Annotated in this window: 17 protein-coding genes and 1 pseudogene; 9 read left to right on the top strand and 9 right to left on the bottom strand. The window is 54.5% G+C overall.

The genetic code is table 11. The features are described from left to right. Nucleotides 1-88 precede the first annotated feature (88 nt). On the top strand, nucleotides 89-1051 hold the full coding sequence (locus V1566_RS17410; RefSeq protein WP_395304111.1) for an FAD:protein FMN transferase: 963 nt from the start codon (nucleotides 89-91) through the stop codon (nucleotides 1049-1051). On the opposite strand, the gene dcuR is transcribed toward V1566_RS17410, so the two are convergent. Together dcuR and V1566_RS17400 are read right to left on the bottom strand one after the other, a co-directional pair. After that, complete coding sequence (dcuR, locus tag V1566_RS17405) at nucleotides 1032-1751, bottom strand: two-component system response regulator DcuR (protein ID WP_395304110.1); 720 nt, start codon at nucleotides 1749-1751, stop codon at nucleotides 1032-1034. The two genes, V1566_RS17410 and dcuR, sit on opposite strands and share 20 nt — an antisense overlap. Next, the gene (locus tag V1566_RS17400; RefSeq protein ID WP_395304109.1) at nucleotides 1748-3364 is read right to left on the bottom strand and encodes a sensor histidine kinase; all 1617 of its coding nucleotides are present in this window, start codon (nucleotides 3362-3364) and stop codon (nucleotides 1748-1750) included. The genes dcuR and V1566_RS17400 overlap by 4 nt, the downstream gene beginning before the upstream one ends. Before the next feature lie 164 nt (nucleotides 3365-3528). On the opposite strand from V1566_RS17400, the gene V1566_RS17395 reads away from it, so the two are divergent. Next, nucleotides 3529-4392 (top strand): N-acetylmuramic acid 6-phosphate etherase, encoded by an 864-nt coding sequence (locus V1566_RS17395; RefSeq protein WP_395304108.1) that lies wholly within the window; start codon nucleotides 3529-3531, stop codon nucleotides 4390-4392. Nucleotides 4393-4447: 55 nt separating this feature from the next. Here V1566_RS17395 and ompC read toward each other — a convergent pair whose 3' ends face one another. Then, on the bottom strand, nucleotides 4448-5611 hold the full coding sequence (gene ompC / locus V1566_RS17390) for a porin OmpC (protein WP_395304107.1): 1164 nt from the start codon (nucleotides 5609-5611) through the stop codon (nucleotides 4448-4450). A gap of 284 nt (nucleotides 5612-5895) precedes the next feature. Between ompC and V1566_RS17385 the strand changes: the two genes are divergently transcribed. From V1566_RS17385 to V1566_RS17375, 3 genes are all read left to right on the top strand, one after another. After that, nucleotides 5896-6597 (top strand): phosphohydrolase, encoded by a 702-nt coding sequence (locus V1566_RS17385; protein ID WP_395304106.1) that lies wholly within the window; start codon nucleotides 5896-5898, stop codon nucleotides 6595-6597. Nucleotides 6598-6658: 61 nt separating this feature from the next. Continuing rightward, a complete protein-coding gene (locus V1566_RS17380) occupies nucleotides 6659-8074 on the top strand; it encodes a DNA cytosine methyltransferase (protein WP_395304105.1) in 1416 nt (471 codons plus the stop codon). After that, a complete protein-coding gene (locus V1566_RS17375) occupies nucleotides 8055-8546 on the top strand; it encodes a very short patch repair endonuclease (protein WP_395304104.1) in 492 nt (163 codons plus the stop codon). The genes V1566_RS17380 and V1566_RS17375 overlap by 20 nt, the downstream gene beginning before the upstream one ends. Here V1566_RS17375 and yedA read toward each other — a convergent pair. Beyond that, a complete protein-coding gene (gene yedA / locus V1566_RS17370) occupies nucleotides 8518-9432 on the bottom strand; it encodes a drug/metabolite exporter YedA (RefSeq protein ID WP_395304103.1) in 915 nt (304 codons plus the stop codon). The two genes, V1566_RS17375 and yedA, sit on opposite strands and share 29 nt — an antisense overlap. 178 nt (nucleotides 9433-9610) lie before the next feature. On the opposite strand from yedA, the gene V1566_RS17365 reads away from it, so the two are divergent. The 3 genes from V1566_RS17365 to dgcQ all read left to right on the top strand — a co-directional run bounded on the left by V1566_RS17365 (nucleotide 9611) and on the right by dgcQ (nucleotide 12545). After that, nucleotides 9611-10522, top strand: coding sequence for a DUF808 domain-containing protein (locus V1566_RS17365; protein ID WP_395304102.1), 912 nt, complete (start codon nucleotides 9611-9613; stop codon nucleotides 10520-10522). 78 nt (nucleotides 10523-10600) lie between these two features. Further along, the gene (locus V1566_RS17360) at nucleotides 10601-10783 is read left to right on the top strand and encodes a YodC family protein (protein WP_008500307.1); all 183 of its coding nucleotides are present in this window, start codon (nucleotides 10601-10603) and stop codon (nucleotides 10781-10783) included. A 73-nt stretch (nucleotides 10784-10856) separates the two neighbouring features. Continuing rightward, a complete protein-coding gene (dgcQ, locus tag V1566_RS17355) occupies nucleotides 10857-12545 on the top strand; it encodes a cellulose biosynthesis regulator diguanylate cyclase DgcQ (RefSeq protein WP_395304101.1) in 1689 nt (562 codons plus the stop codon). Here the strand turns inward: dgcQ and V1566_RS17350 are convergent. Together V1566_RS17350 and yodD are read right to left on the bottom strand one after the other, a co-directional pair. After that, nucleotides 12542-13342, bottom strand: a complete 801-nt coding sequence (locus V1566_RS17350; RefSeq protein WP_395304100.1) for a mannosyl-3-phosphoglycerate phosphatase-related protein — start codon at nucleotides 13340-13342, stop codon at nucleotides 12542-12544. The two genes, dgcQ and V1566_RS17350, sit on opposite strands and share 4 nt — an antisense overlap. A gap of 301 nt (nucleotides 13343-13643) precedes the next feature. Beyond that, nucleotides 13644-13871: a YodD family peroxide/acid resistance protein gene (gene yodD / locus V1566_RS17345; protein ID WP_013097742.1), complete on the bottom strand. Its 228-nt coding sequence runs from the start codon at nucleotides 13869-13871 to the stop codon at nucleotides 13644-13646. A gap of 126 nt (nucleotides 13872-13997) precedes the next feature. Here yodD and dsrB point away from each other — a divergent pair, with 126 nt between their 5' ends. Beyond that, nucleotides 13998-14186 carry a protein DsrB gene (gene dsrB / locus V1566_RS17340; protein ID WP_008500312.1) on the top strand — a complete coding sequence of 63 codons (189 nt, stop codon included), beginning with the start codon at nucleotides 13998-14000 and terminating at the stop codon, nucleotides 14184-14186. 101 nt (nucleotides 14187-14287) lie between these two features. On the opposite strand, the gene rcsA is transcribed toward dsrB, so the two are convergent. From rcsA to fliQ, 3 genes and pseudogenes are all read right to left on the bottom strand, one after another. Further along, nucleotides 14288-14911, bottom strand: coding sequence for a transcriptional regulator RcsA (gene rcsA / locus V1566_RS17335; RefSeq protein ID WP_008500313.1), 624 nt, complete (start codon nucleotides 14909-14911; stop codon nucleotides 14288-14290). Between the two features lie 288 nt (nucleotides 14912-15199). Continuing rightward, a pseudogene (fliR, locus tag V1566_RS17330) lies at nucleotides 15200-15992 on the bottom strand (flagellar biosynthetic protein FliR); the annotation flags it as partial. A gap of 7 nt (nucleotides 15993-15999) precedes the next feature. Continuing rightward, a complete protein-coding gene (fliQ, locus tag V1566_RS17325; RefSeq protein ID WP_008500315.1) occupies nucleotides 16000-16269 on the bottom strand; it encodes a flagellar biosynthesis protein FliQ in 270 nt (89 codons plus the stop codon). Nucleotides 16270-16275 lie beyond the last annotated feature (6 nt).

The raw sequence follows: 16275 nt of genomic DNA, 5'->3' as shown, positions 1-16275 counted from the left end.
TGTGTTGTAGGCCGGATACGCGCAGCGCTATCCGGCATTTTCCCCGGCGGCGCGGTGCTTGCCGGGGCTACATCTGAGGACTCTTGCTATGCCTGATAGCCATCGCGTTTACAGCTACTCCGCCGTCCTGATGGGCTCACCCATTCTCCTGAAACTCTTCTCCCACGATGAAGCCCTCGCGTCCCGCGTATTTCGCCTGATCAAACAGTACGAAGATCTGCTCACCGTCAACCGCGCGCACTCGCAGGTGATGGACATCAACCATGCCGCTGGGCAACATCCGGTTACCGTCAGCCGGCCGGTGTTTGAGCTGATCCGCTGTGCAAAAGCGGCAAGCCTGCTTAAGGACAGCGCCTTTAACCTGACCATCGGCCCGCTCGTGAAGCGCTGGAAAATTGGTTTTCAGGGGGACAGCGTTCCGCCTGCCGATGAAATCGCGTCGCTGCTGGCGATTACCCGTCCTGAGGATGTCCTTCTTGATGAGGCCAGCAGCAGCGTGTTTCTGACCAGAGCGGGGATGGAGATCGATCTGGGGGCCATCGCCAAAGGCTATATCGCCGACAGGGTGCGTGATTACCTTCATAAAGAGGGCGCTGAGCTGGGGCTGATCAACCTCGGCGGGAACATCCAGACGTTAGGCTCGCCGGAAGGGGGCTGGGGCGTGGGGCTGAAAAAACCGTTCGCCGGAGAGGCGCTCATCGGCACCATGACCCTGGAGAACCTGTCCGTCGTCACGTCGGGAACGTACGAGCGCTATTTTGAACAAGACGGCAGGCGTTACCACCACATTCTCGACCCGCGCACTGGGTATCCGCTGGACAACGAACTGGACAGCGTGACGATTGTTTCGAAAGACTCTATCGACGGCGATATCTGGACCACACTGATGTACGGCATGGGCGTTGAAAAAGGCTGCGCTGCGCTGCACGCTCGCCCCGATATTGAAGCAATCTTTGTGACCAAAACAAAAGAAGTGGTGATCTCCTCGATGCACCACTTCCGCTTTACCCTGCTGGACAACGACTACCGCGTTACTGACAGTATTGCTTGAGCAAGCCGGTCTGCTCCGGCTGGAGACGGTAGCGATACACCGGACGGCCGGTGGCGCCGTAATGAATGCTGGTGAACAGAATGTTGATTTGCGCGAGCCAAATCAGGTATTTACGGCAGGAAACGCGGGAGATATTGACGGCGTTTGCCAGGTCATCGGTAGAAAACTCCGTCTCCGGATGAGCGTCAATCCACTGGCAAATCGTGCGCAGCGTTTGCGGCGTTAACCCCTTCGGCAGCTTTTTACTGTCCGCCAGTTCCGGCGCCCCGCCGTGGATCAACCGGTCGACGTCGGCCTGCTCATAATACTGGTGCGAGCCCATCAGGCTATGCTTTGCCTTCCAGCCGTTCAGCGCCTCTTCAAATCGCGGGAACTGGAACGGCTTTATCAGATAATCCACCACGCCGTAGTGAATGGAGGTCTGGATCGTGGCGGCATCGGCAGCGGACGAGATCATAATCACATCAATTGGGCGACCGGATGCGCGAATAACGGGCAGCAGATCCAGCCCGTTATCCTGCTGCATATAGACATCCAGCAGCACCAGATCGACAGGCTGGCTGGGGTTATTAATGATGGCCTCGGCCTGGTTTAGCGTAGAGGCGACGCCGCAGCAGCTAAAACCTTCAACACGGTTGACATACAGACGGTTGAGGTCGGCTACCATGGCGTCATCATCGACAATTAATACATTTATCACGCGATATTCCTCTCGCTATCCCAGGGGATGTGAACAAAAAATTGGGTAAATACGCCAGGTTCAGACTCGACGGTGATATCGCCGCCGAGGTTCTGGATTTGCTGGCGAGCAAGGAACAGCCCAACGCCGCGGTTTTCACCTTTTGTTGAGAAGCCCTTTGTAAAAATAGCCTCCAGCTGAGTAGGATCAATGCCGGGGCCATCGTCGCTGACTTCGCAGCTGAGCCAGCCATTCTGATAATGCAGCAGCAGGCCGATCTCTCCTTCCTGCTGTTCTTCCATCGCGTCGAGCGCGTTTTCAATAAGGTTACCCAGCGCGGTGATCAGCACCGCGACCTGCTCTTCACTCGCGGTGTCCGGTATCTGGCTTTCATCCGCCAGCGTCAGGGTAACGCCCGCTTCTTTCGCCCGGTTGATTTTACCCAGCAGGAACCCGGCGATAACCGGGGATTTTACCTTGCTCTGTATCGTACCGATATCCGTCTGGTAATGATGCGCCGTCTGGATGATGTACTCTTCCAGCTTGTCGTAGCGCTTAATGTGCAGCAGGCCGAGGATCACGTGCAGCTTGTTCATAAACTCGTGCGTATGGGCACGCAGGGCATCGACGTAGTTGACCATGCCATCAATACGCTGCATCAGTTGGCTGATTTCCGTTTTATCACGGAAGGTGGTGATGGCACCGATCACCCGATCCTGACTTTTAACGGGCACCATATTGCACAGCAGCAGACGCCCGTTACAGCTGATCTCCTGATCCTGGCGCGCAATGCCCGTCTTTGAGACTTCACGCAGGCTGGCCAGCAGGGGCGCGCTGGCGTTTTCGGTCTGCTTGCCGGAGGGGAGAAGCAATATTTCTCTGGCAGTCTGATTGATCATCGTCACGCGCCCGTGAATATCGACAGCCAGCACTCCCTCACGAAGCGACTGCAGCATCGCCTGACGCTGTTCGAACAAGGCGGAAATTTCGTAAGGTTCGAGTCCGAACAGGATACGTTTCAGTACCCTCACCAGACCCCAAATCGCCATGGAGCTCATAAAAATACTGAATAAAATGGTCCAGACGGCGTTTAGCCGCCCGCGGGCAATCTGATCTTCCACTTTTTTGAGGGAGATACCGACCACCACCACACCGATCTGGTCGTGCTGGCTGTCGTAAACGGGGGTGAAGACGCGAAGTGCTTCGGCGAGGGCGCCACGGTTTACGGAGACATTCTCTTTACCTTCCAGCGCAGGCTCAAGGTCGTTGCCAATAAAGTGCAGGCCGATGAGCGCTTCGTTCGGATGCGAGTAGCGAATCCCCCTCATGTCGGTCACCACGGTGAGCAGCAGATCGTTGCGTTGGGTGACGGCCTTGGCTATGGGCTGAATGATATCCGCCTGCGGCGGCTGCATCAGGCCGCGCTGGATCTCCGGGCTGTTGGCCAGCGTTCTGGCAATACCCAGAGCCGTATCTTTAACATCATCGCGGGTCGCCCGGGTGATTTGTACGGAGTAGAGCGCAAAGACCACCACCAGCACAGAGGCAATAATCGCGCATACCATCAACGTGACGAGCGTGTTCAGTTTCATGGGGCGCTTGCGCGTCGGAAGGAAAGGCTGCAAATCGCTCATCAATACTCCGCGATGATTAAGAAAGGGGTAATTATCGCCGATGACGCGCTTTTCTTAAAGCCATGTAAAGGCGTGGATTTGGTCCTCTTTTCGTGACCCTCCTCGCAGGTCATCTATATAAAACACTTTATAGTGTGTGGGTACTCATAATAAGGAGGCTGTTTATGAGCATTATGCTTACCGGTTCGGTCAAGGAAAGACGGCACGCCAGCACGATGAATATTGATAGATTGTCCACGCTGGACATGCTGAAAGTCATTCACCAGGATGATGCACTCATTTCTGCTGCGATCGCTCCCTGTTTACATACCCTTGCCCGCGTGGTGGACAACGCCGCCGCGACGCTGAGCCATGGCGGTCGCCTGGTCATCGTTGGCGCGGGGCCGTCGGGGCGCATTGCGCAACAGGTTGCCGATGAATATGCGCCGGGCAAAACCCCTGTGATGGCCGTTACGACACAAGAAGGGGAAGGGAGCTACGAGCGCGGCGTTGCCGATCTGCAGGCTATCAAGTTTAGTGAACACGATATGATGCTGGCCGTGACCGTCAGCGGAAAAACGCCGTGGGTCTGGGGGGCAATGCGGCATGCGTGGTCGCTGGGTTCACCGGTCGCTATTATTACCGGTGATGCGCAAAGTGAAGCTGCACAGCTGGCGAGCATGGTTATCGCTCCGGAGCTGGGGGCCGATGTCGTCGCAGGCTATCTCAACACCAAAGCGGGGATTGCGCAGAAAATGATCCTCTCGATGATCGCCACCGGGCTGGCCGTCCGAACCGGACGGGTTTACAGCAACCTGCGCGTGGATCTTGAGTCAAGCACGACCAAATGGGCTGAACGGCAAATCGCTATCGTCATGGAAGCGGGGGGATGCAGCCGGACGGAAGCAAAAGCCGCGCTGGAGAGCTGTAACCATAACTGTAAAACGGCGGTACTGATGGTACTGACGGGGCTGGATGCGTGGAAAGCCCATGAGCTGCTGGCGCAGAATAACGGGTTTATCCGCGTGGCGCTGCAGGAAGCGCCATAGAGCCTGGCAAATAATATAAAAAAGCCCGCGAATGCGGGCTTTCGTATTTTGAAGATTAGAACTGGTAGGTCATGCCTACGCCAACGATGTCATCGGTGGAGATACCATTGGCTTCGTAGAAGCTTTCATCGTTGTCCAGCATGTTGATTTTGTAATCAACATAGGTCGAGAAATTCTTGTTGAAGCTGTAGGTCATGCCCAAGTCGATATAATTAACCAGGTCCATGTCACCATGCTGGCCCTGAGGGTTGCTGGCATTGCCTGGATAAGTCATGTCCTTGCCCCTGGAGTAAACCCATGCCAGGGATGGACGCAGGCCGAAGTCGAACTGGTACTGTGCTACCGCTTCGAAGTTCTGAGTCTGATCCGCAATACCGTAGTCACCGTATGGCGTCATGTTGCGGGTTTCAGCGTACATCATCGCCAGATAGACGCTGTTGGCATCATATTTCGCGCCAATGGTCCATGCTTCTGCTGTTTTACCGCTGGCAAAGTGCGCGTTATTCACGCCCGCAGCTTCTTGTGCGTTGGTACGATCAGAAGAAGAGTATGCCGCACCCAGGCTCAGGCCGGACAGATTGCCAGAGAAGTCATAGGAGCTAGACATGCCGAAGCCGTCGCCATTCTGGAAACGCACATCGTCATGACCGTTTTTCGTGCCTTCCTGATCTTCTGTTGCATCCTGGCCTTCGTTCGCACCCTGATACTGCAGCGCGAAATTCAGCCCCTCAACCAGACCGAAGAAATCCTGATTACGGTAAGTTGCCAGACCGTTAGCACGGCCGTTCATGAAGTTATCGGTCCAGGTGTAAGAATCGCCACCAAATACAGGCAGCATATCGGTCCAGGCTTCAACGTCGTACACGACGCCGTAATTACGGCCATAATCAAATGAACCGTATTCGCCATATTTCAGGCCAGCGTATGCCAGACGGTTAAACGATTTGTCACCTGCGCCTTCGGTATCGTTAGCGTAGGTTTTATATTCCCACTGGCCGTAACCGATCAGGTCGTTAGCGATCTGGGTTTCGCCTTTGAAACCAATCTGCACATAGGTTTCATCGCCGTCGTCGCCAGCGTGGTCAGAGAAGGTGTGACGCGCATCGACTTTGCCATACAGGTCAACTTTGTTGCCGTTTTTGTTGTACATCTCAGCCGCATTTGCTGCGCCTGCCATTAATAAGGCGGGTACAAGAATTGCCAGAACTTTTCTTTTCATTATATATTCCCTTGAAAGATAATTTATATGAATATATGTAATCACTCTCCATAATTACAGGGTCGATACTATTCCAGGAGTTGTTATTTAGTTTCAAAAATAAATGTAATTAAATTCTATGAAATATTGCAAAATATTTCTATTGATCTCTTTATTTTTCCTGTGAATTAATCGATTGAATTTATAAGGGTTAATTATTATTAAGTATTTCGCAATTCTATTTTTAAATTGCTTTAATTCGGTTGTGTTATAATTCATTCTCTTTTTAATAACAGGACATGACGATGGAACTTGCCCGGTGGCAGCACAGCTTTGAAAGCTGGCTCGAAGAAAACCACACGACCGACGATGCCGCACATGATATTTCGCACTTTCGTCGTGTCTGGACGACGGCGCAAAAAATCATGGCACATCAGGCGGCTAATCCACTGGTGGTTCTGGCCGCTTGTTATTTTCACGACATCGTCAGCCTGCCGAAAAACCATCCCGAACGCAGCCGGTCGTCACAGCTGGCAGCGCACAAGGCGGGTGACATTCTGCGTCGTGACTTCCCTGACTTTCCGCCAGAGCACGCTGCTGCCGTTGCGCACGCGATTGAGGCGCACAGCTTCAGCGCCGGGATTGCGCCGCAGAGCATGGAGGCCAAAATCGTGCAGGACGCAGACCGGCTGGAAGCGTTAGGCGCTATCGGCCTGGCGCGCGTCTTTGCCGTCTCGGGCGCGCTGGGCGTGCCGCTTTTTGATGCCAACGATCCCTTTGCCGATGCGCGTACCCTTGACGACCGTGCGTTTGCCCTCGACCATTTTCAGACCAAGCTGCTGCGTTTGCCTGATACAATGCAAACGGAAATGGGCCGCGAACTGGCACGTCACAATGCCGATTTCCTGATCCAGTTTATGGCGAAACTCAGCGCCGAATTACACGGCGACTGCATCGGGCTGGATAGCCAGGTGTTGAACCGCTTCCGTCGCAGTTTGCGCAACTGAACTGTGGTAATCTGTTTCCAGTCTTTATTCTCCGGTTAAAAGAATGCAGGAAAATCGATCAGTGACAGAGCCCGCGCCTGAGCAGGCTGAGAAATCAACGGCAACGGTGCAGGCGTTACTGCGCCAGCTGTTGGATATCTATGATGCTAAAACGCTGGCCAATCTGCTGGTAGCGCACGGCGAGAGCCACTGGAGCCCGGCGATCCTTAAACGTCTGCTGACCAGCGAACGCGCAGGGCGTCGCCTGAGTGAAGGCGAGTTTCGTTATCTGCAAAACCTGCTTCCGCGCCCTTCTGCCGCGCACCCAAACTACGCCTTCCGCTTTATCGATCTGTTTGCCGGTATCGGCGGAATCCGACACGGTTTTGAAGCTATCGGCGGGCAGTGCGTGTTTACCAGCGAGTGGAACAAACATGCCGTAAGGACCTACAAGGCTAACTGGTACTGCGATCCGCACGAGCATCATTTCAATGCGGATATCCGCGATGTTACCCTGAGCCATAAAAGCGGCGTAACGGATGAACACGCCGCCGAGCACATTCGCCAGACGATCCCGGCGCATGACGTGCTGCTGGCAGGTTTTCCGTGTCAGCCTTTCTCGTTGGCCGGTGTCTCCAAAAAGAATGCCCTCGGACGCGCCCACGGTTTTGCCTGCGATACCCAGGGAACGCTGTTTTTTGATGTGGCGCGCATCATCGATGCCTGCCGCCCGGCCATCTTTGTGCTGGAAAACGTCAAAAATCTAAAGAGCCACGACGGCGGGAAAACCTTCCGCATTATCATGCAAACGCTGGATGAGCTGGGTTATGACGTGGCCGATTCACAGGACATGGGCGCGGACGATCCCAAAATCATTGATGGGAAACATTTCCTGCCCCAGCATCGTGAACGTATCGTACTGGTGGGTTTCCGCCGCGATCTCAATCTCAAGGGGGATTTCACCCTGCGGGATATCCCGTCCCTGTACCCCGAGCGACGTCCTACCGTGGCCGACCTGCTGGAACCTGTCGTCGACGCGAAATTTATCCTTACGCCGGTGCTGTGGAAATACCTCTACCGCTATGCCAAGAAACATCAGGCGAAGGGCAACGGCTTCGGTTTTGGGATGGTCAACCCGAACGATCCGCACAGCGTGACCCGCACGTTGTCAGCTCGCTACTACAAAGACGGCGCGGAAATCCTGATCGACAGGGGCTGGGACAAGGCGCTGGGTGAAAAAGATTTCGACGATCCGCATAATCAGCGTCACCGTCCGCGACGCTTAACGCCGCGGGAATGCGCCCGGTTGATGGGATTTGAGACCCCGCAGGGTTACCGCTTCCGCATTCCGGTTTCGGACACCCAGGCGTACCGCCAGTTTGGTAATTCGGTGGTGGTTCCCGCGTTCGCGGCGGTGGCCAAACTGCTGGCCTCGCGCATCAGACAGGCGGTGGCACTCCGTCAGGGTGAGGCCGTCAATGACGGATGTTCACGATAAGGCGACGCGCAGCAAAAACATGCGTGCCATCGGCACGCGTGACACCGCCATCGAAAAGCGCCTGGCCGGGCTGCTGACGCAGGCGGGCTTTGATTTCCGCGTGCAGGATCCCGCGCTCGCCGGTCGTCCGGATTTCGTCATCGACGCCTGGCAGTGCATCATCTTTACCCACGGCTGTTTCTGGCACCACCACGACTGCTACCTGTTCAAAGTCCCCGCAACGCGTACCGATTTCTGGCTGGATAAAATTGGCAAGAACGTCGAGCGTGACCGCCGGGACCTCAGCGCGCTAATTGCGCAGGGCTGGCGGGTGATGATCGTCTGGGAGTGCGCGCTGAGAGGCAGATTAAAACTGAACGATACCGATTTGACCGAACGGCTGGAAGAGTGGATCTGCGGCGGCGGCCAGACCGCCCAGATCGACACGCAGGGAATTCACCTGCTTAAGGTTTCTCCACCTCGCAAGGGGTGACCACCGGTTTTGCGGGCAGTAAATATTTGCCCAGGGTGACCAGCACGACGGCAAAAACAATCACCCCTAATGCCAGCCATTCAACGGAAGAGAGCGTTTCTCCCCCCAATCCCGTTCCGAGCAGCACGGCCACGACCGGATTGACGTAGGCATAGCTGGTGGCGACGGCCGGGGAGACGTTGCGGATCAGGAACATGTAGGCGTTAATGGCGATGATGGAGCCAAACAGCGCCAGGTAGCCTACCGCCAGAAAGCCCGACAATGGAGGCAGGGTCGTCAGCTTTTCTCCCGTCAGCGTGGAGGCGAGCAGCAGCACGATTCCGGCGGCAAGCATCTCAATCGCGCCGGCCATCATGCCGGTCGGCAGTTCGATACGCGAACCGTAGACGGAACCAAATGCCCAGCTCATCGAGCCAATCAGGATGATGACGGCGCCCCACGGATTCCCGCTCAGGTTACCGCCGCTATTCAGCAGAATGATGCCGGCAAGGCCAATACCAATTCCCAGCCATTCCAGCTTACGGGTACGGATACCAAAAAGGCGGCTAAAGCAGAGGGTAAACAGCGGTACGGTGGCAACGACCACGGCGGCGATCCCGGACGGTACGTTCTGGTGCTCGGCAATCGTTACAAACCCATTGCCTACCGCCAGCAGCAGCAGGCCGATCAGGGCGGCGTTCAGCATCGGGCGCCGTGGGGGAAGCTTGTGGCCGCGCAGCAGCAGGAAGGCCAGCAGCAGCACGCCAGCAGACAGGAAGCGGATGCCCGCCATCATCAGTGGCGGCCAGCTTTCCACGCCGATGCGAATGACAAAGTAGGTTGAACCCCAGATGATGTACAGCGAAAATAGTGCCCCAATGAGCGGTAGCAATTGCCGGAAACGCATAATCCCTCACGACGAAATAAAAAGGTCGCTGATAGTAAACGCGAAAACTACCGCGCTGGCGAGCCCTTTAATTGTGTGGCTGATGTGAATTTTTTGTTGACGTGAGGTGCCTGTTTCCGGGTTCGCGCTTTTGCTCCATACTATTCACTTAATTACCAAAAAATGAAGGATTAAGATTTTGGCAGGAAGTAGCTTATTAACATTGCTGGATGATATTGCCACCTTACTGGATGACATTTCAGTGATGGGTAAACTGGCGGCGAAAAAAACCGCGGGTGTGCTGGGGGATGATTTATCGCTTAACGCCCAGCAGGTGAGTGGGGTGAGGGCTAACCGTGAACTGCCGGTGGTGTGGGGCGTGGCAAAAGGCTCCTTCCTGAATAAGGTGATTCTGGTGCCGCTGGCGCTGCTGATCAGCGCGTTTATTCCCTGGGCCATCACGCCGTTGCTGATGATTGGCGGGGCATTTCTGTGCTTTGAGGGCGTGGAGAAGGTTCTGCACTCCTTTAGCGCACGCAAGGAGAGCGATACGCCGGAGATGCGCCAGAAGCGTCTTGAAGCGCTGGCCGCGCAGGATCCGAAAACCTTCGAGCGCGATAAGGTCAAAGGCGCCATTCGAACCGACTTTATCCTGTCCGCGGAGATTGTCGCCATCACGCTGGGCATCGTGTCTGACGCGCCGCTCCTGAATCAGGTCCTGATCCTCTCCGGCATCGCCATTCTGGTCACCGTCGGCGTGTACGGCCTGGTGGGACTGATCGTGAAGCTGGATGATATCGGCTACTGGCTGGAGGAGAAATCGAGCGCGGTGGCAAGAGGCATCGGTAAAAGCCTGCTGGTGCTGGCCCCGTGGCTGATGAAGAGTTTGTCGGTGGTGGGCACGCTGGCGATGTTTCTCGTGGGCGGCGGGATCGTGGTTCACGGTATCGCTCCGCTGCACCATGCTATCGAACATTTCTCCTCGGCGCAGGGGGCCGTTGTCGCGGCGATCCTGCCGACGCTGCTGAATCTGGTGCTGGGCTTTATCATTGGCGCTATCGTGGTCGCAGCGGTGAAGCTGGTTGAAAAAATACGCGGCACGTCGCACTAATTGTTACCTGCTGTGGGATGCAAAAAGACCATTCCTCGTCTAAATTGAAACAGTTTCACCCTGATACAGGAGGCAGGTATGGTCTTTTTGGTCAGTGATGAAGTTAAGCCTAAGAAGGGCGGCCCACGTATGATTGTCACCGGATATTCCAGCGGAATGGTGGAATGTCGGTGGCACGATGGCTATAGCATCAAGCGGGAAGCATTTCGTGAAGATGAGCTTCAGCCGGGAGACGGGCAGCACAAGCGGGACAAGGCTTAATCACATAACGCCCGGCTTTGCCGGGCGTTTTTATCTCAAGTACCGGGTGTAAGGCAGTCATCATGGAGTGTGTGTGCAGCGCGATACCTTTGTTGTAAGACAATCATTTTTGCAATGGCTGCATAAGCGTAGCAATCCCGGGTTGATTGTTAATCTCTGTTTTCTGGTCGTTCTGGTGTTTTCCACTCTCCTGACCTGGCGTGAGGTGGTAGTCCTCGAAGAGGCGTATATCTCCAGCCAGCGTAACCATCTGGATACGGTGGCCAGTTCGCTGGACAGGCAGTTACAGAACAGCGTGGACAGGATGCTGTTGTTCCGTCAGGGCATGCGTGATGCAATCCAGACGCCGCTGGCATTTGATGTATTACAGAATGCGGTGTCACGCTTTAACTCCGTCCGCATGCTTCCCACCTGGCAGCTTGCCGTTGATAAAAAACGCACCCTCCCCATTAACGGCGTTTCGGATGCGTTCGTCGAAAAAACCACGCTTCTTAATCGTGACGCTGAGCGTCTCAGCCACGAAATTTCTGCCGCGCTCGAAGTGGGGTATCTGCTCAGGCTGGCGTCATCGAGAGCGCAAACGGAAGCGCGCGTGATCTACGTATCCCGCGCCGGATTTTTCATTTCAACGGATACGCCGGACCAGGCGGGGGATATTACCTCCCGCTATTATCATCTGGTCACGCAGTCCTGGTTTACCCAGCAGTCAGAACGGAACAATCGCGCGCGCGCGGTCCGCTGGTTTATCTCTACCCCTTCATCCTGGACCAATGATGAACGTACGATCACCGCCAGCGTTCCTATCTATTTCGATCATTACTGGTATGGCGTCGTGGCGATGGATTTTACGTTGAGCACGATGCAGCGTCTGCTGGCCGATGCGACGGAAGACCGAACGGAAGGGGAGTATCAGCTGTACGATACCCGGCTCAATATGATTGCCACCTCAGTCCACGCGGAAAACGCGGTTAACTATTTTGACGAACGCGAAACGGCGCAGATTGCGCAGGCGATTGAGCACGCGACCGGCGGCGGTATCCGCCTCGGAAGCCGTTTTGTTAGCTGGGAGCGGCTCGATCACTTCGACGGCGTTGTCCTGCGGATCCACACCCTGCATGAAGGGGTACAGGACGACTTCGGCAGCATCAGCATCGTGCTGGCGCTGCTGTGGGCGCTCTTTACCGCCATGCTATTAATCTCGTGGCTGGTGATCCGTCGGATGGTGAGTAACATGTATACGCTTCAGCACTCGCTCCAGTGGCAGGCCTGGCATGACCCGCTTACCCGGCTGAATAATCGCGGCGCGCTGTTCGACCGTGCAAAAATACTGGCGGAAACCTGTCGCCAGCAGTCGCTGCCTTTCTCGGTGATTCAGATCGATCTCGACCATTTTAAAAACATCAATGACCACTTCGGCCATCAGGCCGGGGATAAAGTCCTCTCCCACACGGCAGGGCTGATTGCCAGCGCGTTACGCAAGAATGACGTAGCAGGGCGCGTAGGCGGGGAAGAGTTTTGCGTCGTCCTGCCGGGGATTGGTCTGGAGGAGGCGAGAAGCGTCGCGGACCGTATTCGCTGTCGAATAAACAGTAAGGAGATCCTGGTGAGGAAGAGCACGACCCTGCGCATCAGCGCGTCGCTGGGTGTCAGCAGCGCGGATGAAGCGGGTAACTACGAGTTTGAACAGCTGCAGTCCGTGGCGGACGCCAGGCTATATCAGGCCAAACAGTGCGGTCGTAACCGGGTCGTCTGGCGGGATTAAGACAGAAAGTGATCCAGCCCCTCCTGCCAGCCCGCCGGGCCAGGCTGCCGGGTGTGATAAACCCGGGCGGGATTATCATCCCGTAGCGTGATGCCCTGGCGGTTAATGCCCTTAATCACCACCGCGAAGTCAACGCTGTCGAGCAGCGGCGCATCGTTAGGGCCGTCGCCGAGCCCCAGCGTGGTGGGTTCGATCTCTTCCTGATCGCGGTACTGCGCAATCAGCCAGTTAACCGCAACATCCTTGCCACAGCGGGCGTCCAGAATATGCCAGAAGCGTGCCCCCTGCAGACATGTCAGGCCGCTGTGCGCCAGCTCCTCTTCAAACTGGACCATTTTCTCGTCGGTATCGCGCCAGATGAGCGTAACGGACGCTTCATGCTTGCGGGCAAGCGCCGAACGGTAGCGCGTCAGCCCGGTCCACTCGCTAATAACGTGCTCATCCACGTCGTCAAAGGTGGTGAATTTAAAGCCTGTCTGCAGGCGAATTTGCTCGATCCGCGGGCGAATATCCCGGTGCGTCATCCCCCTGATCTGGCGCTGAACCTTGTCCCAACGCACGTCAGGCTGAATCACAGCGCCGTTCTCGGCAATAAAAGGCAAGCCTTCCAGCCCCAGATCCTGCTGGATATCCAGCATCTCAGCCGCGGTCTTGCTGCTGCAGAGAATGACCGGAATCTGGTTATCCAGCAGCCTGTCCAGCCAGGGCATTGCGGGTTGCCACTCATAGGTATGAATATCCAGCAACGAGCCATCCAGGTCAGAAAAAATCAACAGTGTATCCCGTAGTGAAGGCATAGTGACTCCTGGTAACGGCTGCGTTGTGCTCTAAGAAAATTCCTAAAAAATAACCGAGACGAAAACCGGGGATAAGAGAGATGTCCTCGGCAAACCCGCATTCGGCGTGTGTTATTGCTCATAACAAAAAGCATTATGTTAAAAATATTATATTCACCATAAGAATATATGCTTGTCAGCCAAATTCGTTGGGGATAGTGTGGCATGTACATCAGATTTCCTGGTGTAACGAATTTTCAAGTGCTTCTTGCATAAGCAAGTTTTGATCCCGGCCATCCCCATGACCGGGATTTTTTTCGCCCTACCGATTGGCTTCCGACACGCTAAAGTCGTGAATATCAAGCTCGAAGGCCTCGGCCAGCTCACGATAGGTGTGATAATCCCTTCCGTTAACAATGACGCGGTCCGAATTGTCGTCCGTCCGGCGGACTTCGGACTCACTGATCTCATTGATGGCGGCCAGCAGGGCATCGACATCCACCTCGACCTCGCGCTTGATGGTGTCGCTGTACTCTTTATCGGTCTTCATTACGGGACTCCTCTTTCAACCTACACGGCTAAGTATAGCTTGTGCATAAAAACGCCATTCACACCGGGCGGCGATGTGTGTTTTTGCGTTTTGTTCTACACTGGCTCAAAACCAGAGGAGGAATGTATGAAGGTCAACGATCGGGTAACGGTTAAAACGGACGGTGGGCCGCGCCGCCCGGGTGTGGTGCTGGCAATTGAAGAGTTTAGCGAAGGCACAATGTACCTGGTATCACTCGAAGACTACCCGCTCGGCATCTGGTTTTTTAACGAACTGGGGCATCCGGACGGCATTTTTGTTGAGAAAGCGGACTAGCACAGCGTCGGGTAGCATAGCGCGTGCCCGACAACCTCATAGAAGCAAAAATCTCTGGCCAGGCCAGAGATCAAAGGTAGGGTGCACAGGGTCTTAAGGGACTAACGCATGTTGACGAAAATCCCGTTCGTCACATTATCGGTCAGGCGTACCACGTGGTAGATCACTTGCTTATTATGCGTTTTAATTTTCCTTTTAATATTTCCTTTGTGTGACGAAACGGTTTTCGCTTTAATATTCATCTGGTCCGAGATCTGAATAGTTCCTTGTCCCGCCATCCACATTCGCAGCATACTTGATTCAGTCCTGCTTAATGATAGGGTGGGTAAGTTAACCGCTCCTACATTCTTAACTTCTTTATTCAAATAATCACCCAAAATGTCATCCAGCGACTCGGGTTTAATCGATTTAGAACTGATCAATAAATTTTTACGGACCAACAAATACTCATCGAAATGGATATTCGCGATCGCCATAAAAACAATAAACAGGGTTTTTGGATGCTGATTAATGATTTGCTTAATGTGCTGACTGTTGGCTGGATCGTGAATGAAACAGTCCTCATTAATAAACACCACGCCTGGTTTTAGTTCGTCACAAGCGGCTGCGAGTTCGTCAACGGTGTGTGCATCGTTGATGTCTCTCTTTCTTACCCCTCTGCTTGCCAGGTACCCGGTTAACCCTAGCCGGGTGTAGCTGCATAAATCCATAATGATCGTTGACATGGCATACCCTCACTCAATGCGTAACGATAATTCACCATCTGCCTGAGAGCTCAAAACAGCCATACGGGATGGAAAAAAAATAATAAACCTGTGAGCATGACAAAGACTTTCAGGCGGACTCACTATCCCGTAAAGTTACGTATAATTTGCCAGGAATCTTCTTAAAGTAAAGTAAATATTAAGTATTGTGAGATGGTTAGAAACAATTAAACCGCGTCAGATATATCCTGGAAGATGTTTTTCGCGTTTTATTTTAGGAATATCCTCAGAAAGACAGCAGCAACAGTGCGGGCTATTATTTACGTGGCAACTCGCTGACAATATCCGCTAACAGGTTGAATATCTCGCCGAATAAATGTTCACAGAAGGGAGCGATAAGTGGCATTAGCAATGACATTAATAAAATTCCAACCGTCAGCGTCAGCGGAAAACCAATGACAAACACCGAAAGCTGCGGTGCCATTCGGTTGAGTAAACCTAACGCCAGGTTGACGGTCAGCAGCAGGGTGATGATCGGCAGCGCCAGCATCAGTCCGTTCAGGAATATCAGCCCCGCAGCGCGAGTGAGCGCCAGAAAGGCGTTGCTGTTCACCGGATTTTCGCCAATCGGCAGCGTATGGAACGTATCCACCAGCATGGAGATAAGCCACAGATGGCCGTTGAAAGACAGGAACAGCAGCATGGCGAGCAGATCGATAATGCGCGCCAGCACGGGCATGTTGAGATGACTACCGGGATCGACAAACGTGGCGAACGATAGCCCCATCTGCAGGCCGATCAGTTCCCCTGCGGTACGCACTGCGGCAAAGGCGAGCTGCATGGTAAAGCCGACGGCGACGCCAATCATCACCTGCTGCAAGGCCACCCACACCGCGTTCGCCGAGAAGATCGGAATATCCACGGGGGGAAGAGAGGGCGCGACGATAATCGAGATGATAATGCCCAGCCCCACCTTGACGCGCTTGGGTATCGACTTCTCACTGAGAATAGGGGCGGTGGATATCAGCGCCATGATGCGCAGCATCGGCCAAAAATAGACGCCGAGCCACTGAACCCACTGGTCGCTGGTGAAGTGCAGCATCGTCAGGTCAGCCGATGATGTACGGCAGGTTGGTAAACAGGTTGCGCATATAGTCCAGCAACAGGTTCAGCATCCACGGCCCGGCCACGATAATCGCCACGAACACGGCGATGATTTTCGGGATGAATGACAGCGTCATTTCGTTAATCTGCGTGGCGGCCTGCAGGATACTGATAATCAGACCGGTAACCAGCGCGACAAGCAGCAGCGGCGCGGCAACGGCAATCGCGATTTTCATCGCTTCCGTGCCCATCATCATGACCGATTCGGGTGTCATTACCGT

Source organism: Enterobacter sp. ECC-019 (assembly GCF_043974075.1).
GTDB classification, from domain to species: domain Bacteria; phylum Pseudomonadota; class Gammaproteobacteria; order Enterobacterales; family Enterobacteriaceae; genus Enterobacter; species Enterobacter asburiae_D.
Note: the sequence above shows the minus strand (reverse complement) of the source record. Positions and strands in the feature narration are given on the sequence as shown.